The sequence below is a fragment of the Bacillus sp. FJAT-47783 genome (assembly GCF_022808615.1).
In the GTDB taxonomy this organism is placed as follows: domain Bacteria; phylum Bacillota; class Bacilli; order Bacillales; family Aeribacillaceae; genus Bacillus_BZ.
Genome location: NZ_JAKZKS010000011.1, coordinates 73,214 through 93,310, shown reverse-complemented (window position 1 = coordinate 93,310; position 20,097 = coordinate 73,214). Strand labels below are relative to the sequence as shown.

The 20,097-nt window shown below is 37.0% G+C and carries 19 protein-coding genes, 2 pseudogenes and 2 riboswitches; of the genes and pseudogenes, 15 read left to right on the top strand and 6 right to left on the bottom strand.

The features are described 5' to 3' along the window. Positions 1–45 precede the first annotated feature (45 nt). Positions 46–375 carry a DUF3905 domain-containing protein gene (locus MLD65_RS10095; protein WP_243291737.1) on the bottom strand — a complete coding sequence of 110 codons (330 nt, stop codon included), beginning with the start codon at positions 373–375 and terminating at the stop codon, positions 46–48. A 115-nt stretch (positions 376–490) separates the two neighbouring features. On the opposite strand from MLD65_RS10095, the gene MLD65_RS10090 reads away from it, so the two are divergent. Next, positions 491–649, top strand: a complete 159-nt coding sequence (locus MLD65_RS10090) for a hypothetical protein (RefSeq protein WP_243291736.1) — start codon at positions 491–493, stop codon at positions 647–649. After that, complete coding sequence (locus MLD65_RS10085; protein ID WP_243291735.1) at positions 646–804, top strand: hypothetical protein; 159 nt, start codon at positions 646–648, stop codon at positions 802–804. The genes MLD65_RS10090 and MLD65_RS10085 overlap by 4 nt, the downstream gene beginning before the upstream one ends. A gap of 193 nt (positions 805–997) precedes the next feature. Here MLD65_RS10085 and MLD65_RS10080 read toward each other — a convergent pair whose 3' ends face one another. Both MLD65_RS10080 and MLD65_RS10075 read right to left on the bottom strand, forming a co-directional pair. Further along, positions 998–2,767 carry a B12-binding domain-containing radical SAM protein gene (locus MLD65_RS10080; RefSeq protein ID WP_243291734.1) on the bottom strand — a complete coding sequence of 590 codons (1,770 nt, stop codon included), beginning with the start codon at positions 2,765–2,767 and terminating at the stop codon, positions 998–1,000. A gap of 99 nt (positions 2,768–2,866) precedes the next feature. After that, positions 2,867–4,657 (bottom strand): L-lactate permease, encoded by a 1,791-nt coding sequence (locus tag MLD65_RS10075; RefSeq protein ID WP_243291733.1) that lies wholly within the window; start codon positions 4,655–4,657, stop codon positions 2,867–2,869. Between the two features lie 221 nt (positions 4,658–4,878). Between MLD65_RS10075 and MLD65_RS10070 the strand changes: the two genes are divergently transcribed. The 4 genes from MLD65_RS10070 (at position 4,879) to MLD65_RS10055 (ending at position 8,614) form a co-directional block, all read left to right on the top strand. Then, a complete protein-coding gene (locus MLD65_RS10070) occupies positions 4,879–5,610 on the top strand; it encodes a FadR/GntR family transcriptional regulator (protein WP_279326032.1) in 732 nt (243 codons plus the stop codon). A gap of 122 nt (positions 5,611–5,732) precedes the next feature. Next, positions 5,733–6,458: a (Fe-S)-binding protein gene (locus tag MLD65_RS10065; RefSeq protein ID WP_243291732.1), complete on the top strand. Its 726-nt coding sequence runs from the start codon at positions 5,733–5,735 to the stop codon at positions 6,456–6,458. Between the two features lie 12 nt (positions 6,459–6,470). Then, positions 6,471–7,898: a LutB/LldF family L-lactate oxidation iron-sulfur protein gene (locus MLD65_RS10060; RefSeq protein ID WP_243291731.1), complete on the top strand. Its 1,428-nt coding sequence runs from the start codon at positions 6,471–6,473 to the stop codon at positions 7,896–7,898. Next, a complete protein-coding gene (locus MLD65_RS10055) occupies positions 7,895–8,614 on the top strand; it encodes a LutC/YkgG family protein (protein ID WP_243291730.1) in 720 nt (239 codons plus the stop codon). The genes MLD65_RS10060 and MLD65_RS10055 overlap by 4 nt, the downstream gene beginning before the upstream one ends. A 15-nt stretch (positions 8,615–8,629) precedes the next feature. Here MLD65_RS10055 and MLD65_RS10050 read toward each other — a convergent pair whose 3' ends face one another. Beyond that, complete coding sequence (locus tag MLD65_RS10050; RefSeq protein WP_243291729.1) at positions 8,630–9,631, bottom strand: acyltransferase family protein; 1,002 nt, start codon at positions 9,629–9,631, stop codon at positions 8,630–8,632. A 265-nt stretch (positions 9,632–9,896) separates the two neighbouring features. Between MLD65_RS10050 and MLD65_RS10045 the strand changes: the two genes are divergently transcribed. The 3 genes from MLD65_RS10045 (at position 9,897) to MLD65_RS18095 (ending at position 12,934) form a co-directional block, all read left to right on the top strand. Beyond that, positions 9,897–12,077, top strand: a complete 2,181-nt coding sequence (locus MLD65_RS10045) for a PAS domain-containing sensor histidine kinase (protein ID WP_243291728.1) — start codon at positions 9,897–9,899, stop codon at positions 12,075–12,077. A 1-nt stretch (position 12,078) separates the two neighbouring features. After that, a complete protein-coding gene (locus MLD65_RS10040; RefSeq protein ID WP_243291727.1) occupies positions 12,079–12,576 on the top strand; it encodes a methylated-DNA--[protein]-cysteine S-methyltransferase in 498 nt (165 codons plus the stop codon). A 229-nt stretch (positions 12,577–12,805) separates the two neighbouring features. Further along, complete coding sequence (locus MLD65_RS18095; protein WP_279326031.1) at positions 12,806–12,934, top strand: hypothetical protein; 129 nt, start codon at positions 12,806–12,808, stop codon at positions 12,932–12,934. A 294-nt stretch (positions 12,935–13,228) separates the two neighbouring features. Here MLD65_RS18095 and mtnK read toward each other — a convergent pair whose 3' ends face one another. Continuing rightward, a complete protein-coding gene (gene mtnK / locus MLD65_RS10035) occupies positions 13,229–14,428 on the bottom strand; it encodes an S-methyl-5-thioribose kinase (RefSeq protein WP_243291726.1) in 1,200 nt (399 codons plus the stop codon). A 108-nt stretch (positions 14,429–14,536) separates the two neighbouring features. Continuing rightward, positions 14,537–14,682: riboswitch (SAM riboswitch) on the bottom strand. 116 nt (positions 14,683–14,798) lie between these two features. After that, positions 14,799–15,578 (bottom strand): carbon-nitrogen family hydrolase, encoded by a 780-nt coding sequence (locus tag MLD65_RS10030; RefSeq protein ID WP_243291725.1) that lies wholly within the window; start codon positions 15,576–15,578, stop codon positions 14,799–14,801. A gap of 108 nt (positions 15,579–15,686) precedes the next feature. Here MLD65_RS10030 and MLD65_RS10025 point away from each other — a divergent pair, with 108 nt between their 5' ends. The 6 genes and pseudogenes from MLD65_RS10025 to MLD65_RS10000 all read left to right on the top strand — a co-directional run. Beyond that, on the top strand, positions 15,687–16,856 hold the full coding sequence (locus tag MLD65_RS10025) for a pyridoxal phosphate-dependent aminotransferase (RefSeq protein WP_243291724.1): 1,170 nt from the start codon (positions 15,687–15,689) through the stop codon (positions 16,854–16,856). 80 nt (positions 16,857–16,936) lie between these two features. Next, positions 16,937–17,051, top strand: a riboswitch (SAM riboswitch). A 95-nt stretch (positions 17,052–17,146) separates the two neighbouring features. Continuing rightward, positions 17,147–17,713 (top strand): annotated as a pseudogene (mtnW, locus tag MLD65_RS10020) (2,3-diketo-5-methylthiopentyl-1-phosphate enolase); the annotation flags it as partial. A 112-nt stretch (positions 17,714–17,825) separates the two neighbouring features. Further along, entirely contained in the window at positions 17,826–18,344 is a 519-nt protein-coding gene (locus MLD65_RS10015) for a matrixin family metalloprotease (RefSeq protein WP_243291723.1), read from the top strand. Between the two features lie 15 nt (positions 18,345–18,359). Next, on the top strand, positions 18,360–18,983 hold the full coding sequence (locus MLD65_RS10010; RefSeq protein ID WP_243291722.1) for a hypothetical protein: 624 nt from the start codon (positions 18,360–18,362) through the stop codon (positions 18,981–18,983). Positions 18,984–19,334: 351 nt separating this feature from the next. Continuing rightward, a complete protein-coding gene (locus MLD65_RS10005) occupies positions 19,335–19,550 on the top strand; it encodes a DUF6366 family protein (protein ID WP_243291721.1) in 216 nt (71 codons plus the stop codon). Between the two features lie 213 nt (positions 19,551–19,763). Next, positions 19,764–20,069: pseudogene (locus tag MLD65_RS10000) on the top strand (VOC family protein); the annotation flags it as partial. Between the last annotated feature and the right edge of the window lie 28 nt (positions 20,070–20,097).

The window sequence follows — 20,097 nt, the reverse complement described above, 5'->3', positions numbered from 1 at the left end:
AATAAGGCTATCTTTGAGTACCTCTCTATCGAAGTATGAATGAACTTAATCCGTTCCACTTCCCACATCTTTAGTCGGGTGCATAAATGGTGCACCTTGAGGGGTTTTTTGACTTTCAACGATTTCCCGATTTTCAGGAGTATTCCAGCCAATATCGTTTGTCGGATGAACCCATTTACTCCCTGACATGATAGAAGGATCGACTTCATCATTCCAATTATTTAAAGGGGATTGTTCAGAATCGTAATAACTATCTCCAATGATAACCCCATGCTCATTCGTAAACGTTTTTTGTAACGATTGACCTGTTCCTTCCCAGTTTGGCGCATTTATTTGATGAGGAAGCGTATGCTCAAATGGCTCCTTTTTCTTCATAATCATCACCTCGTTATTAGTATGACTCCGGCAAGGGAAGTTATGAATTACTTATCATTTCCATGATTACTTCATAGAAAAATGTTGAAAATTAATGGGTAAAGGGGGGAGCATCATGAAACGAAAAGTAGCTCATGAGCAAGCACGAAAAAATAATTTTACACCGAAGGAAAGTTTGCCAGATACAGAATTTTCTGCGACATATGATATCGAAGACCCAATGAAAGGTGCGAATCGTAATTCAAAAAAAGGAAGTAAAGGAAAACGATTATGACAAAAAAACATCAAAAAAGTAAAGAGATGCAAAATCATAAAAAGCCGATGCATAAACAATTGCTTCAAGAAGAGTTTGGCTCGGAGCTTGGAGATTACAATGCAAGTAAAATTTATGAAGTGTTAGGGAATAAAGGAAAGAAAGATGAATGTTAAATTTAATTTTTTTATGTATAAAAAAATTTCTTTTTCAAATAATAACAATGCATGATATAAATCCTTCACATCCACGGTATTAACAACATATCATGCATTACCTTCATCGATGTGCCTGCTACAATTATTGTGGTAGGCATTTAATTTGTAAAAAAACAACCGAGCCACTTAGATGGTCGGTTGTTTGTTTTCTTTATGCTTCTTTTTCTTGTTGAAGGACGGAGGTAGATGCTGTAAATAAAGTTGGCTTATTTAAGCTTGGGTCATAATATGCAAGGATGACAGAAGGTTTTTGAATGATCGTACCTGTTTCCTTATAGTAAGCAAAATCGAATGGAATGACTTCTATAACTGTGTGCTTGTAGAGATCTTTTTCATTTAAGTTAAGCTTATCAAATTCTTCGCCAAAAATATGTTTCGTTTGAAGAATTGCTTGATAAATTTTACTTTGCTCGTTTTTCGAGAGCTTTTCTTCCCACCAAGGCTTTCGCGGTTTATGTTTATGATTTCGTAAATAGTCATATTTCATAAATCCTTCAACAATTGAAAGATGTTCCCTTTTTTGATTTTGTAAAAAGAGATAAAGTCGTTTAAATAAGTCTTCTAGTTGATGGCCGATTCTTGCCCAACCTTGCTCGTCCCAATACGTTCCAAAGTCTTGGAAAAAATCAAACGGGGTTTTGAAGACGTGCTGAACTAAATATTCCAATGTTTCATCCATACGATGGTCATTCCAATATTTTTCTAACACATCTTCCACTTGTTTAATACGAATGATGTCATCGAAGGATAGAACATGATTTCCTAAAATTTCATATGGTGCATGATCCATAAATAAATAGCCGAACTGCTTAGCCCCGACGCGAAGACCTGTTCCACGCAGCATTTTTAAAAAGCCTAGCTGTAGCTCTTCAGGTCGAAGCGCAAACACATCATTAAATGTTTTCTTAAACGTATCGTAATCTTCTTCTGGAAGTCCGGCGATTAAATCGAGATGTTGGTCAATTTTCCCGCCATCTTTTACCATTGTGACGGTACGTGTCAGCTTTTTAAAGTTTTGCTTTCGTTTTACAAGTTCATTGGTTACGTCATTTGTCGATTGTACACCAATTTCAAAGCGGAATAATCCTTCAGGCGCATTCTCATTTAAAAATTCGATCACTTCTGGTCTCATAATATCTGCTGTAATTTCAAACTGAAACACCGTTCCGGGAAGGTGCTCGTCAATTAAAAATTGAAACATCTCCATCGCATAGCTACGGCTAATGTTGAACGTACGATCGACAAATTTAATCGTTTTCGCCCCATGTTTCATTAAATAGCGAATATCTTCTTTCACTTTTTCGCGGTCAAAATAACGGACACCGACTTCAATCGAAGATAAACAAAATTGACAACTAAACGGACAACCACGACTCGTTTCAATATAAGTCACTCGTTTTGATAAGTGCGGGATATCCTCTTTAAACCGGAACGGGGAAGGCATTTGCCGTAGATCAATTTTATTTCGCTGTGGATTAATCATGATCGTGCCATTTTTACGATAAGAAAGCCCACTTACTTCAGCAAAGTTGCAATCACCATGTAATTGGTTGAGCAATTGCTTAAATGTTTCTTCCCCTTCGCCAATAACGATAAAATCAACTTCTGGAATTTTTTCCATCCATTCTTTTGTATCGTACGTAACTTCAGGACCCCCGAGGATGATAGTTAAGTTAGGGTTAATTTTTTTTAACATTTTCACGACTTTTATCGTTTCTTCAATATTCCAAATGTAGCAACTAAACCCGATAACATCTGGTTTTTTACGGAATAAATCTGTCACGATATTCATCGCTGGATCTTTAATCGTATACTCAGCCATCGTAATGTGAAAATCGGGCTCTGCATAAGCTTTTAAGCATCGAATCGCTAAATTCGTATGAATGTATTTTGCATTTAATGAACTGACGATAATGTTCATTTGTCAACACCTTTGTTCATATATTTTAACTTTTCTATTCTATCACATTTTAGCCAAAAAAGAAGAGAGGGAATACATGTTAATCCCTCTCTCGTGCTATTAAGCACTAAATTGATTATTTTCTATTTGAAGGGGTTGCTTCCCTTTATTATAGTAAATCAACATAAAGTAGCTCATTAAAATGAATACATATACGAAAAGCCACATGTTCCAACCACCCGAAATAATTGCCATTCCGATAGCGCCTCCAGCTAACACGTAATAGCTCATCGGAATAAGAGCAAATCGGATCAACGTACCTTCTTTCCCTCTTAATCCGACCGTTGCTGAAGCTGCTACAACATTGTGGACACAAATCATGTTTCCAGCTGCACCACCAATTGCCTGTAATGCAACAACATAGCTTGCTTGCGTAACATCTAGTCCGATGTTTTCAGCGGCTCCAAATTGAAAGATGGAAAACATCATATTACTAAATGTGTTACTCCCTGCGATAAATGCGCCAAGTGCACCGATTATCGGGGCAAACATAGGCCAAATTGGTCCAACTACGTGAGCTAATCCTTCTGCTAACGTAATTGGCATACTCGCTAATTCGTCCGTTTGTGTGTTTAAAAAGATTTTAATCATTGGCACGGCGAAGATTAACGTAACTCCAGCACTTATTGTCGTATTAAATGATTTCGACCAAGCTTTCTTATAAGAGCTTAAGTTCATTCGATGTAAAAAATAGGTCAAAATGGATACGGCAATAAAAATTGCTCCAGGCACGTATAAAGGAGAAGTTTTGATCCCGATATTTGTCCCAAATAAGTTGGAAACGGAAACCGTTACCGACGGAGAAGTTAAGAATCCTTTTATCTCCGGTGAAAATCGTGTTAATACGAGTAATATTGCGACAAATGCATAGGGCGCCCATGCGCGAATTAATGAAATGTTATTTGAACGATTTGTCATTACTGGCGGATCATTATTCAATGTTCCGAACCAATCTTCTTGCCAATGTTCCTTATCTTCAAATTCGAAAATTTCGTCTTTTTTAGGCATAAAGAGTCCTTTTTTTGCAGCTGGAATCACGATAAGCATTCCGATCAGTGCCCCTAGTAAAGACGGAAATTCAGGCCCTAAAAAGACAGCAATCAAGTAATAGGGAATAGTAAAGGAAATTCCAGCAAACAGAGCAAATTTCCAAACTGCTAATCCTTGTCGGAAGGATCGTTCTTTACCAAAAAATCTCGTCAGCATACTGACCATAAATAATGGAATAAACATCCCGATGATGCTGTGGAGTAAGCCGACATTTGCAGCAATCGTGTATAGGTAGGAAGTATACTCCCAATTACCAAGTGCTGATGTGACTATTGGTTGATCTGCTAAACTACTGTTAACCCCTACTAGAATCGGTGTTCCAATGGCTCCGAAAGAAACAGGTGTACTTTGAATAATGAGTGCTACTAATACGGCAGCCATGGCAGGAAATCCAATCGCAACGAGAAGAGGTGCGGCAATCGCAGCAGGGGTTCCAAAACCGGCTGCTCCTTCAATAAAAGCTCCGAATAACCAAGCAATAATAATGGCTTGTATCCGTCGATCTGGCGAAATATTAATAAACCCTTGGCGAATGGTCGCAATCGCTCCACTTTCTTTAACGGTATTCAACAATAATACAGCACCAAAAACAATCATTAAAATTTCGAATGTCGTCACAGCACCATTTATGGCTGCAGCAGCGATTACATTTCCGTCTGTTCCCCATAAAAAGTAAGCCGATAAAATGGTTACAAAAAGTGACAAAGGCATAGCACGACTTGCTGGCCATTTTAATAAAACGAGAAAAAAGAATACAGATACAATAGGTAATAAAGCAATCAGCGCAATCCATTGATTCATTAAATCAATAACCTCCTTAACATAACTGACAAAAAATTCTGAAAATAAACTTCTGAAAATAAACTGAATAACAGGTCATGTAGTCATCAGATGACTATATGATAATGTAAGCGATAACAAATTGCAATAGCATTTCTTTGTTTTTTTGAAGGAGATACTATAAAATAGTCATATTGGTAATCTAGTAAGCTTTTTTTCTACAAACTTTGAGGTGAATAAGAATGCAGTATAAACAGATAAAACCTAAAAAAATATATGAAGAAGTAGCAGAGGCTCTTTTAGATATGATCAAAAAAGGGGAAATCAAACCTGGCCAAAAACTTGATTCGATTCAACAGCTTGCTGATAGTTTTCAAGTCGGAAGATCGGCGATTCGTGAAGCGCTAAGTGCATTAAGAGCGATGGGGCTTGTTGAGATGAAGCAAGGGGAAGGAACATATGTAAAGGAATTTGACCCGGTAACTTTGACGATTCCACTATCAACGGCTGCATTGATGAATATGGAAGATATTAGAAATTTAGTAGAAGTGAGGAAAATTTTAGAGGTTGGGGCTGCTTACACTGCTGCGATGAAACGTAATCAACATGACTTAGATGCAATGGAATTTGCGCTAAACCAAATGAAATCGAACTTTAATGACAAAGAGTTAGGCGAAAAAGCTGATTTGCTGTTTCATATGGCCGTTTCAACGGCAACACACAATCCCATCTTAATTAGCTTAATGAGCAATGTTTCTGGCATGATGATCGATTCGATGCGAGAAACGAGGAAAATTTGGTTATATTCAAAAGATACGACCAATGAACGGTTATATGAAGAACATAAAAATATTTATGAAGCGATTAAAAATCAAGATGCGGAAGAAGCCCAACGTTTAATGTTAGCCCATATTACAGAAGTTGAAAACGTATTAAAGAAGTTTTTAAACAACCGTCAACAGGAAGGGACCTAAAAAATTAGGTTCCTTTTCTAAAAAAACTTAGTCATCAGATGACCGGTTGACCTAAAACTTAAAACAGGCTAAAGTGGTAGTTAAGAAACGATTTACCTGATTAAGGAAAGGACGAGGAGAAGATGAAGGTCTCGTTATTTGCAACGTGTTTAGTTGATATGTTTCACCCAAATGTTGGGAAGTCAACAGTTGAGTTGTTGGAGAAATTAGGATGCGATGTTGATTTTCCACAAAGTCAAATATGCTGTGGTCAGCCTGCGTATAATAGTGGATATGTCCAAGATGCAAAAGAAGCGATGAAAAATATGATTCGTACATTTGAGCAAGCACAATACGTTGTGACACCTTCTGGTTCATGTGGGACGATGTTTAAAGAATACCCACATGTTTTTAAAGATGATCCAAAGTGGGAAAAAAAGGCGACAGAATTAGCCAATAAAACGTATGAATTAACACAATTTTTACTCGAAGTTTTAAAGATCGAGAATGTTGGTGCAAAATTAAACGGTAAAGCAACCTATCATACTTCTTGTCATATGACAAGATTGCTAGGTGTAAAAGAGGCGCCTTTTAAGCTGTTGCAAAATGTAGAAGGACTCGAAGTGGTTCCATTAAAAAATTGTCATAATTGCTGCGGTTTTGGTGGAACATTCGCAGTTAAAATGTCTGACATTTCAGAACAGATGGTGGATGAAAAGGTACAACATGTAGAACAATCGGGAGCGGATTTTTTAATTGGTGCAGATTGTGGTTGCTTAATGAATATTGGTGGCAGAATGGAGCGTAAAGGAAAAGAAGTGAAAGTGCTTCATATCGCAGAAGTTTTAAATACATGTGAGAAAAACTAGGGGGTGGCGCAAATGTCTATGAAAATCAGTGATGAAGCTTTTCAACATCGTATTGAGAAAGGAATTCAAAATGATTTCATGCGCCAAGCGGTGTCAGGAGCGCAGGAGAGATTACGAACGAACCGGCTGCGGGCTGCAGAAGAACTCGGTAATTGGGAAGAATGGCGAAAGCTAGGAGAAGAAATTCGTCAGCATACATTGGAAAATTTAGATTACTATTTACATCAATTAAGTGAAAACGTTGCCAAACGCGGGGGGCATGTGTTTTTTGCGGAAACGGCTGAAGAAGCCAATCATTATATTCGGACAGTGATTCAAAAGAAAAAAGCAAAAAAAATTGTTAAATCGAAATCGATGGTAACAGAAGAAATTCATTTGAATCAATGCTTGGAAAAAGAAGGCTGTCAAGTGATTGAAACAGACCTTGGCGAATACATTTTGCAAGTGGATGATCATGATCCACCATCCCACATCGTCGCACCAGCCCTGCATAAAAATAAAGAGCAAATCCGTGATGTATTCAAAGAAAAGCTACATTATACGAAAACGGAAAAACCGGAAGAATTAGCAATACATGCACGAAAAATGTTGCGGAATGAATTTCTAACAGCTGATGTTGGGATAACGGGATGTAATTTTGCGATTGCAGAGTCAGGCTCCATCAGCCTAGTGACGAATGAAGGGAATGCGCGGCTCGTAACAACGGCTCCGAAAACACAAATTACTGTAATGGGAATGGAAAGAATCGTTCCTACTTTTGAAGAGTTTGATATTCTCGTAAGCCTCTTGACAAGAAGTGCAGTCGGCCAAAAATTAACGAGTTATGTAACAGTTCTAACTGGTCCGAAAGAGCAAGAAGATGCAGATGGGCCTGAGGAGTTTCATTTAGTGATTGTTGATAATGGTCGTTCGAAAATATTAGGATCAGAATTCCAATCCGTCCTTCAATGTATTCGATGTGCCGCCTGTGTAAATGTTTGTCCTGTATATCGTCATGTTGGCGGTCACTCGTATGGGTCGATTTATTCCGGCCCGATCGGTGCTGTTTTATCCCCGCTTTTAGGCGGATATGATGATTATAAAGAATTGCCGTACGCGTCTACACTATGTGCAGCGTGTTCGGAAGCTTGTCCAGTAAAGATTCCTTTGCATGAACTCCTTCATAAGCACCGTCAAGTCATTGTTGAAAAAGAAGGAAGAGCCCCTGTGTCCGAAAAGCTTGCGATGAAAGCATTTGGTCTTGGAGCAGCCAATCCAAGTCTTTATAAATTTGGAGCAAAATTAGCACCAGCTGCGATGAAACCTTTTACAAAGGATGAAAAAATTTCAAACGGACCGGGACCGTTAAAAGCTTGGACGCAAATACGTGAATTTCCGGCACCGAAAAATGGTTTCCGCGAATGGTTTCAAAGTCGCGAAAAACGAGGTGAAGAAAAATGAAGGGAACGATTCAAAACCGAGAAGTCTTTCTATCGAACTTAGCGAACCGCCTCGGTAGACCGGTGAAAAAAGAAGGAGTCATCAGGCCACATTACCGCCATCAGCCACAATGGGACGTGTTGAAAAATAAATCAAATGATGACCTTGTTGACGTATTAATAGAGCAATGTCAAAATATCCAAACAGATGCTTATTATGTTTCAAAAAATGATTTATCCAATACAATTGAGCGTATCATTCACAAGTATGGTGGCGGCCCTATTGTCGTGTGGGAGGATAAACGCTTAGACGAAGCGAAAATACGGTCATTTTTTCAAGAAGAACTTCCAAAAAAGAAAATAGATACACATATTTGGGAGGCAAATTTACAAGAGGAAAATGTTCAAATCGCTGAAAAAGCAAACGTTGGTATAACATTTAGTGACATAACACTGGCTGAATCAGGTACTGTCGTATTATTTAGCTCTGAAGAAAAGGGACGCTCAGTCAGTTTGCTACCGACAACCTACATTGCCATTATTCCAAAAAGTACGATTGTCCCGAGAATGACCCAAGCAGCGAAGCAAATACATGAAAAGGTCGAAAGCGGTGAATGGATACCGTCTTGTATTAATTTTATTTCAGGACCTAGTAATTCTGCAGACATTGAAATGAATCTCGTTGTAGGTGTACATGGACCGATCCATGCATCTTATATCATTGTAGAAGACTTATAAGAAAAGAAACGATCGTCATTTGGCGATCGTTTCTTCATTTTTATACGTGATTCGTTGAACTTCTATTAAAGGATGAACCGCTTTTTTAATGAGATTACTTGATAAGATCGATGTAATCACAATTGCCAAAATGGCAGCAATAAACAAATTATTTAAAAATGAAATTTCATGCTCTAAATCACTTGCACGGAACGCTTGAATGATAAATCCATGAAGCAAATAAACGTAAAACGTTCTCGTTCCCCAATCGGTAAAGAATGTCCGCCTCGTTGGTACAATGGATAAAAATAAAAAAGTAGTAATCACCGTTAACAAATAAAAGCCAAGTCGCTTTACACTTGCTAGAATGGAAGTCTCGCCAAAATACGAATACGGTTTAGAACCAAATAGCCATTCATAGTCAAATGGAAACGAAAAATACAAGATAAACGTTATACATAAAACAAGAATGCTTAACCGTTTAATCGATCGCTTCGTTAAACAAGAAAAATGCTCTTTTTGTAAATAAAATCCGATTAAAAATATCGGGAAAAAGACGAATGTTCGTGATAAACTTAAATAGTTGCTAATAAAATCAACATACCCAATAACAATCCCGATGAAAAAAGCAAGACCTAAAGCAAAGCCTTTTTGCAGTTTTGTAAAAGGATAAAGAAGTAGATTCCAGCAAAATAAGCTTAATAAAAACCAAAGTGACCAATGTGGATTTAACGGATCCACCAAATCCCACATATTTTTTTCTTGAATGATAACGTAATACACCGAATATATACCTTGGAAAATTAAATACGGAATAATCAGTTTGATCGATACTTTTTTAATATAGCCTTCTTTTTGAAATCCTTTTGCAAAATACCCAGCTATTAAGATGAAAGCTGGCATATGAAAGGTGTAAATAAACTTGTAAACGGTCAACATCACTTCATTTTGTTCAATAAATGAACGAATGAGATGTCCGAACACAACAAGGGCAATTAAAATAAATTTGGCATTATCGAAATAACTATCACGATGCATCTTCTCTCCCCCTTTTCTTAAACGTCTTTCTATGATTGAATAGTTAACAAAATCGTTAAAAGGGATGGTGTATTAGAGCGTTCGTGTACTATTTTAAAACAGTCTACTCGAATTAGAATGGTTTATTATTTATTGTTAACAAAATGTAAGTGAATTGAAAAATCAACAAACGAAAGTTACTAAAATGTAAAAGGGAAAATAGAAGGAGTCTATCGAAAGATGTAGAAAGTTTAATAAGCTGATCGAATGATGAGGGGTGGGAAGATTGAAAAATACGATTCACCAAGTAGAGTTAATAAGTGCTATCGAGCAATTAACGGAAGAAAATAGAAAATTAAAATCCGATTTAAATAAATATCAAGTCATTTTTGAACAAGCATTAGATGCAATCGTCTTTTTTGATCAACAATTAAACTTTGTCAAAGTCAACAAGGCAGCTTGTGATATGTTCCATGTAACAGAGGAAGAGCTTTTGTCACGGAATTTACACGATTTCCTCAAACTAATGCCGAAAGAACAAAAAGAAGAGCAAATGAAGCGATTTTATAAAATGGGCTACTTGCAAGATGAGCTTGTCATAAATCTTGATGATGGCGAAGTTAAGTTTGTCGAGTTTACTGCAAAATATAAAGCGTTCGGTGAATACGATTTGTCTATTTTTCGTGATGTATCATCGAGGAAAGTACTTGAACGAGAACGTACGATTAACGAACAATTATTCCAAGATTTATTTAATCGAGCAGTTGATGGCATTGTTATCTTTGATGAAGAAGGCTACTTTGTCGATGCCAATTATTCATTTTGTGTAAGCTTTGATTTGAATAAACATGAGCTAAATCACTTTCGTTTAGAAGATTTTGTTATCGAACCAACTAAAATAATTGAAATGAAACAAACTATGTTGAAAGAGGGGAAAGTAAAAGGAGAACTCCCTGTCAAATTAAAGAATGGGAAAACGAAAATATTTGAGTTTACGTCAACAGCGAATATATTAAACGGATTTTATATGTCAATTTTACGGGATATAACCGAAAAGCGCATGATGGAACAACAACTTAAGGAAAGTGAAGAACGGTTTAGGGAAGTGTTTGAAAGTGCATTAGACGCCATTGTCCTTTGGGACGAAAACGGGAAGATTGTGCGTGCGAATCAATGGGCTTGTCGGATTTTCGAATTGCCACTTGATAAGCTCTTAAAGAGTCGTGTTTGCGACTTTGTTGATAAAAATGACCAAAAATTTCAGAAAATTAAAAAGGAATATATGAAAACGGGGGCTATTCGTGAAGAACTTTTGTTTCACATGCCTAATGGTCAAAAAAAGCAGCTAGAATTTACTTCTAAGCGTGAAGGTCATGACGGGTATCATATGACGATTTTACGGAATGTTAGCGATCGAAAGAGAATGGAAAAAGAATTGCGTGAAAGTGAGCAAAAATTCAGAAAAGTATTTGATGGAACGATGGATGGAAATGTTTTATTTGATGATACGTTTCGTATTATTGACGCAAACCCTGTTGCAAGTAAAATATTCAACATTCCACTCCATCAGTTAAAGAAGCTTCATATACATGATATCTTTCAAACAGAAAACATTCGAACATTGCTAGAAAAAGGGGACAAAATGCCGAAAGAGCTTCCGTTCATATTACAAAGCGGTGAAGAGAGACTTATCGAATGTTCCTTTAAACGTGATATTATACAAAATATGAATTTAGCTATTTTTCGGGATGTCACGGAAAAGAAAGAAATGGAAGAAAAATTACGTAAATCAGACACGTTAAATGTCGTAGGCGAATTGGCTGCTGGTATTGCCCATGAGATTAGAAACCCAATGACCGCTTTAAAAGGATTCATTCAATTGTTGCAAGGGAGTATGAAGGAAGACCATTCCATGTATTTTAAAGTGATAACGTCTGAACTGCAACGAATTGAATCGATTATTACAGAATTTCTTATATTAGCAAAGCCTCAAGCTGTCCATTTTCAAAAGAAAAATCTCGTCGATATTATGAAAGATACGATTGACCTGTTAAACGCACAGGCGATATTGGCAAATGTACAAATTCATCTCGATGCAATTGATACTCCTCCTATTTATTGCGAACCAAACCAACTTAAGCAAGTGTTCATTAATATACTAAAGAATGCTATAGAGGTTATGCCAAATGGCGGGAACATACATGTACGCATTTCATCAAGCAACGGCCAGAAAGTGACTGTTTCCATTAAAGATGAAGGCATCGGCATTCCTCGCGATAAATTAAAACGATTAGGGGAACCGTTTTATACGACGAAAGAGCGTGGCACAGGCTTAGGCTTAATGGTAAGTTACAAAATAATTGAAGAACATAATGGAAAAGTAGACGTAACGAGTAAAGTGGGAAATGGTACGACGTTTTCGATATCGTTGCCGATTCATCAAGACGATACTTTAAATGAGGTGTAATATGTTTTCGTATTGTATATTAAACGCACCGATCGGTTCATTATATATACTTGAAGAAGAAGAGAAACTTTCTCAAATATTTTTTGATATACATGAACTGAACCGTTTTTGTAAAAAGAAAGACGTTCATCAAGTAGAAACGCCCTTGCTGAAAGAAACGATGAATCAATTAAGAGAATATTTCGAGGGAAAGCGTACACAATTTGATCTACCTTTAAAAATAGAAGGGACGTCGTTTCAACAACGTGTTTGGAACACGCTTAAATCTATCCCTTACGGTGAAACGTGGAGTTATCAAGATGTAGCGAATCATATCGAAAAGCCAAAAGCTGTACGTGCGATTGGACAGGCTAATAAAAGGAATCCGTTACCGATTGTCATACCGTGTCATCGCGTCATCGGAAAAAATCATCAGTTAGTTGGTTACGCTGGAAATCAAACGGACAAAAAGGCGTATTTATTAACATTAGAACAAGCGCCCTTTAAAAAAAGTATGTAGCTTTCTTTCATGTTGAAAGAGTTTTTTCGGAATACTTCAAACCATTGATAGTCGAAATCGGCTATTTCGCCGATTTCGACTACTCTGACATCTCACTTCTGCCTCTGAACAAAGTCGCGGTTAGCGATTTTGTTCAATATAGGCTTTTCTTCTACACTTTTTCATTGTCTCGTCATATTATTTACTAGGGGAAATAAATTTGCGCTAAGGCAAAAAAGAGGTGATAAAAGTGTGTTGGAAAACGTCACGACCAAAAAAAATCGCCGCATATGCAAAGATTTTAAATAAAATGCACGTTCTCTCTAATAAACAAGCACAAGAAATTGAAAAGATGGTCCAATCTTACACAAAAGAATAATCATTTGTTTAAATGAAAAAGGGACAACCAACATAAAAGGAAGTTGTGAGCGAATGAATGAAGAGAAAGGTTACAAACATTTCACAGAAATTTTAGAATGAGTTAAAAAGAAATAGGGCTGTCTAAAAAGTCTATGTTAGGATAATGTACTCCCATATTAAGACCCAAACAATGCTGTAAAATCAACATTCTTTGGGTCTACCTTTTTAAATTTCTGAGCATACATACTACTTTTCGGACAGCCCCTAAAACAGCTTCATGTACTCCTTCTTCCTGACGTGAAATGTTGGTTTGTCATACCGCTTTCTCCTTTTCTCTAGCGATGTTTTGAACAGAGTTGATCAGTTCATCTATTGTATGAATGTACCGTCGCTTATTTATAAGTGTCGAACCGAGCTGTAAGGCTTTTTTCTTCTTAGTAATTCGTAATTCATAAGGTTCAATAGTATCTAAATCTGCAACTTGGGCTAAACCTATCGTGCGGCGAATAATTTCACACCCGCTAAAACCAATGGCATCTTCAAAGGCTGAAGCAATGACAATGTGTAAATGGTCAAATGAACATGTTTCAACATGATGCTCTTTCCAACGTGCTGAATACGTTTTTACAAATGTATCCCAAGTGGAAGCGAGATGATTTAATAGTGACTCCTTACCGGCTTCTGAACGTGATATGTAATTTAACAGAAGATTCGCAAAAAATAGGCCGATATCAAACCCTATTGGACCAAAAAACGCAAACTCCGGATCAATCACTTTCGTTTCTCGCTCATTGGCAAAAATATTCCCTGTATGAAGGTCACCATGAATGAGTGCATCTTGATTCGTTAAAAACTTTTTCTTTAACTGGGCAACCTCTAATAATAGTGATTCGTCTTTCCGTATCGCATTTACATCATCTAATAACTCGGCTTTAAAATCATTTGTCTCATAGTTAAAAAACGGATCTGTAAAGACGAGATTTTTAGTAATGTTGCACAATTCCGGATTGCAAAACTGATTTAGTAGTCGCTTTTTTTTCACAGCATGTAAGGCGAAATCAGATGTATGAAAGAGCGTATTGCCTAAATATTCCCCAATATGCTTTGAAAGAAGAGGATATTCTTTCCCTTCAACGAGTCCTGTCCGAACACGATCAAGATGTGATAAATCTTCCATGACCGTCACCGCTAATTTTTCGTCAAAATAATAAACAGTTGGAACAAATTCATTTGCCACACCTTTAAAACGGATTAAGGCATGGGCTTCAATTGAAGCTCGTTTTAATGGAAGTGGTCCGCTCTCGCCAACTACTTTTGCATAAGGCAAAGCTTGCTTTACAATGACAGAATGATTTATTTTATGATTCACGACACGAAACACAAGGTTTACGTTTCCGTCCCCAACTTCTGTACATTCGACTCCTTCAGTACGTTCGATGATGCCGAGACGTTGAACAAGATCGCAAGCTGTTTCCGTCGTTAAAGGCTCATAAGTAGAATAGTTTGTTGTCATAAGATAACCCCCAAATGAATGGATTTTTTTGGAGGCTTTTCTTATCGTATGGCCATAAGAAAAGCCTCTTTCCGTTTGAAAGAGGCTCGAAGAATCATGTCTTCGCACCTCTTATCTTTCAGGAATGGAATACTTCCTGGTGGAATTAGCACCGTGCCTTACAAAGCGTATATCACGCCCCATTTCACAATGGTATTACGGTCGGTTGCTGCGGCATCATCGGGCCAAATCCCTCCGCCAACTCTAGATAAGAGTTCAAATCGTGATATAAAATTAGTCAATAAAGTTTGGCTTTTGGAAAAGTAAACTTGTTGAAGATGTTACCAACACTTCAATCCATTTGTCAATAGATTTTTAAGGTTTTGAAAAATTAGTAGAAATTCGGTTTCCGGTCTGAAAAAATCGGAATTTGCTTTCGTACCTCATCGACTTTTTGGATGTCAATGTCACCTGTAACGATTTCTTCTTGTTCAGACCCTTCTTGAATAATGTCACCCCATGGGTCGATAATCATCGAATGGCCGGCAAATACGTTGTTCGGATCACTTCCTGTTCGATTACAACTAACGACATAACATTGGTTTTCAATGGCACGGGCGATTAATAAGGAGCGCCAATGGTGCGTGCGTGCGAGTGGCCATTCAGCGACAAAAAATATCACTTTCGCTCCATTTGCCGTATGTGTTCGAATCCATTCGGGAAAACGTAAATCATAACAAATAAAGCTTGCACACATTTCTCCTTCTAGCGAAAATAAACCATTTCCTTCACCGGGTGTTAAATATAGATGTTCATCCATCAATTGAAATAAATGCAGTTTACTATATTCATGGATGACAATGCCATCTTTATGCACGACATAAGTTGTATTATAAACGCCTTTTTTTGTCGCTTTTGCAATGGACCCCCCGATGATATGGACACCGTATTGTTTTGCCCATTTAGATAACACCGTACGTGCTATTTGTCCCTCATCATCGGCGATTGAATCTAAATTTTTTAAATCGTAGCCAGTTGTCCAAAGTTCCGGTAATAAAACGACGGATGGTTTGTCTTTTATGACGGCCTTCTCGAGCAGATGTTCATAATGAGCAATATTTTTTTCAGGCTGTCCGAAAAAAACATCTGATTGCAGGCATGATATTCGCATTTTTCTATTTCTCACTCCAATTTTTAAAAACTTACTTTACAAGTTATTAATAACACTATAATATGTTTGACTAGAATTTCAAGAATTTTTTGAGAAGGTGTGTAATTTATGAATTTTGAGCAATCAAATATTTTGAAACAACTACCCGAACAGTTTTTTGCCAAACTTGCGTTAACGGTTCATCAATATGTGAAGCAAGGTTATAATGTGATTAATCTTGGTCAAGGTAATCCTGACAAACCTACGCCAAAACACATTGTAGAGGCGATGCAAAACGCTGTGGAAAATGTTGACTATCATAAATATTCACCATTTCGCGGTCAACGTTTTTTGAAAGAAGCTGTTCGCACATTTTATAAGCGTGAGTATGGTGTGTCACTTGACCCAAATGAAGAAGTAGCTATTTTGTTTGGAGGAAAAGCTGGATTAGTCGAAATTCCCCAATGTTTATTAAATCAAGGAGATACGGTGTTAGTCCCTGACCCTGGATACCCTGACTATTGGTCTGGTGTTGCGTTAGCGAAGGCGAAAATGGAAATGATGCCGCTTGTGAAAGAAAATGCGTATTTACCTGATTATGACCGGATACCCGAAAACATTAAAAACAATACTAAATTAATGTTTTTAAATTATCCGAATAACCCAACGGGAGCGACCGCAACCGAGGAATTTTTTAACGAAACCGTTCAATTTGCCGAAAAACATAATGTTTGCGTCATCCATGACTTTGCTTATGGGGCGATAGGTTTTGACGGAGAAAAGCCACGTAGCTTTTTGCAAACAGATGGAGCGAAAGACGTTGGCATTGAAATCTACACATTGTCGAAAACATATAATATGGCAGGGTGGCGTATCGCTTTTGCCGTAGGGAATAAAAGTGTGATAAATGCTATTAACTTATTACAGGATCATTTATATGTTAGTGTATTTAGCGCCATTCAAGAAGCAGCCGCTGTCGCGATTACAAGTTCGCAATCGTGTGTAGAAGAGCTCGTTCACATATACGAATCAAGACGGAAAGTGCTTATGACAGCAATTCAAAACATCGGTTGGGAAGCAACACCGCCTAGCGGGTCATTTTTTGCCTGGCTCCCTGTTGCAGAAGGCTTTACGTCAGAAAGCTTTTCAAAATATTTGCTTGATAAAGCACATGTTGCGGTTGCACCAGGACATGGATTTGGCCAATATGGTGAAGGATATGTCCGCGTCGGTTTATTGACAGAGGAAGAACGTATTAAGGAAGCTGTAAACAGAGTTCAAGGATTAAATATTTTTTAAAATGGTTGACAATTAAAAAAAATCGCGTCATAATCCAAATTAATTTCAAACGAAACAAGTAAATATTTCAAGTTTAAGCATTCTTATCAAGAGCAGGTGGAGGGACTAGCCCTACGAAGCCCGGCAACCGACTTAACAGGGAGATCGTGTTAAGCACGGTGCTAAATCTTGCAGCATTTAGCTGAGAGATAAGGATGGTAAGTGTAAACTTTCCAGCCTCTTCTCGCAAATGTAGAAGAGGTTTTTGTTTTTTTTATTGTAAGAAAACTGGAATTCAAGGATGGTGTGAAATGAGTCAAGTCATTGCAACATATGTCGTGTACGACAAAAAAGGAAAATTCGAAAAAAAAGCAGAATCGATTGCCCTCGGTTTAACCGTCGGATCATGGACAGACTTACCTCATCTTGAGAAAGAACAGCTGAAAAAGCATAAAGGCGAAGTGGTGAAAATTGAAGACAAAAATGAAGAAGATGCAGAGCTTGGAAGAAAAGGGCTCATACAAATCGCCTATCCTTCCTTGAATTTCAGTCATGATTGGCCAGCGCTTTTAACAACGGTTTTTGGAAAGCTTTCACTGGATGGGGCTATTAAACTTGTAGACCTTAATTTATCCGTTGAATTAAAGAAAGCCTTCCCTGGACCGAAATTTGGAGTTGAAAAGATTCGGAAAGAATTAGCTGTTTATGATCGGCCATTGTTGATGAGTATTTTTAAAGGTGTGCTCGGTCGTGATGCTTCATTTTTAGAGAGTCAGTTAAAAGAGCAGCTATTAGGCGGAGTTGACCTTGTAAAAGATGATGAAATTTTATTTGAAAACGAATTAACACCAATTGAAAAAAGAGCGCAAATTGGAAAACTACAATATCTCACGGTCAACGTTTTAATCAAACGATAGCTTAAGGTTGAAAGTTTGTTTTTTTAGATTAGTGATTTTGTAGATTATCAATTCTATGAACGAGGGGGATATAATGAAGAAGGGATTAGCTTTTTCAAGTTTACTGGTCGTTTTATTTTTTAGTTCAACGATTTCAATCCAAGCATATGGATTTTTAGGTAATAAAATAAAGGCTCCCCACGCATTAACTTATTATATTGGCTCATCAGTAGGAGTGTATAATACTGACGCTAGGCATGGTGTTTTTGCGTGGGATCCAGCACCGGAAATTGGGGTTTATGGACAAAAATACAATAAAAGTCAAGCTACTATTAGATTTGAAAAATCATCAATAGATAATAATAGTTATGCAGCTGAGGTTAGTGAATGTAGATGTGTTACAAGTGATTATTCAAATATAACTTTCTATGCTGATTTTTCTAAACTTTCTGACGATCGTCAAAAAGAAACAGCAGCACACGAAGTAGGTCACTCATTAGGTTTGGCTCATGAGGATGATGTCCCTTCCATTATGGTATCAGGAGAAAAAGGTTGGTTAGATAGCATCTATCCAGTATCTGATGATTGGGCGGGGATTCGTGCTAGATATTAGGAAGGAGGTTTACAAATGAAATACAAAGGAATTTTAATTTCAACAGCTTTAGCTTTGGTAATTACTGTAGGTGGTATATACGTTTACAACGACTCTAATAAGAAAACTCTAGAACAAACTTATTATGGTCATGGGAAACATGAAGAATTTGAAAGTATTGAAGAAATGGAGAATAAGTCCACTTTAATTATAGTTGGTAAGAAACTTACAAAAGAAAAGCCCACTATTTTTCTAGATGGTGTAAAAGGAGAAGATGGATACGAGGGTGTTGCTGGAGGATACACTATTTCAGAATTTCAAGTTAAGAAAGTAATTAAAAACACTTCTGGTAAGGAAATAAAGAAAAATGACATAATTCCTATATTAGAGAATGCAGCTACCGATACTATTGGGGATGGAAAGAAGAAGGTCTCTTATTCACTCAATGGATATGAACTTATGAAAAAAGGAAAGCATTATGTACTTTTTACGGATGAAAGTAGTTCTGATCCAGGAACATTTGTCCCAGTTGGTGCTGTGTATGGAAAAGCTTCATTAGAAAATACTAAGGGTGATGAACTTGAGTTTAGTGGTGATAGTGAATCCGTAAAAAAATTAATTAAAGAAGCCAAGTCAAAATATAAAAAGGAAATAAATTAATCTTCAAATGTTAATTTATTGAAGTTAGGGGGATATCCAATAAGTCGATTTCTCGATCTTGGATGCCCCTTTTCCTATTTTAAGAATGCTGGTATAACAATATTCTACAGCAAAAGAGAACTTGTGAAATGGACTTGAAAATATGATGTTTTGTAGCAAAAAAGAAGTAGAAATGGTGGTTGTAGTCTATTTATGGTTTTTTATCTTGTAACTAATTCAATACCACACTAATAATTAAATTGAATTTTAATTATTGTTCATGTAACGGGTGAGATGAAGGATTAGCTGAGGGCTGTCATAGCAGTCTTCTTTCTATATACGTTGCTCAATTAAATTCTAGGGGAGATTAGTATGAAAGGTGAAAATAAAAATCCTGAAAGGAAACGAGAGAGGGTAAGGCAAAAAGAAATAAAAAGGAATCCGACTGGAAATATCAATGATGCTTTTAACAGGGCTAGTATTGGTAGTCTTGTTGATTTAATTGGAAGTATAGGTTGGAAAGGAACAGGAATTCTTATTATCGTATTAATTGTAGGGCTTATCATCTTATCACTATCCTTCAATTAAAGAGACTATCGTTAATAGCAAAAACGTTCGATTTAGCAAAGAACACACCGATGATTATTTCAATAAGAAATTAGATCATAAAGTTCTTTATTAAGGTAAATTTAGATAAGGAGTATGAAAATACTAGGGCTTTTAGCAATGGTGAAGAAGTTCCTTTCGATAAAGTTTCAGGTAATGAATAAAATATATTTTAATTCCAGCAAGCCCAAAGGATTTGCAGCAATGGACAGTAATAGGGAGCATAAATTTAGTTTCAACGAGGCAATCTCATTAATGGTATATTGCGACACACAAGAAGAGATTGATTACTACTGGGAAAGGCTTTCTGCGGTTCCTGAAGCTGAGCAATGCGGCTGGCTGAAAGATAAGTTTGGCGTGTCATGGCAGATTGTGCCGAGAGAGATGGACGAGATAATGAAGAAGGGAACACCGGAGCAAATTGCCCGCGTAACGCACGCTTTTCTAAAAATGAAGAAGTTTGATCTTGAGGAATTAAAGAAAGCATACAAGGGATCATGAGAATACAGCCCTCTACTAGATTGTTCGG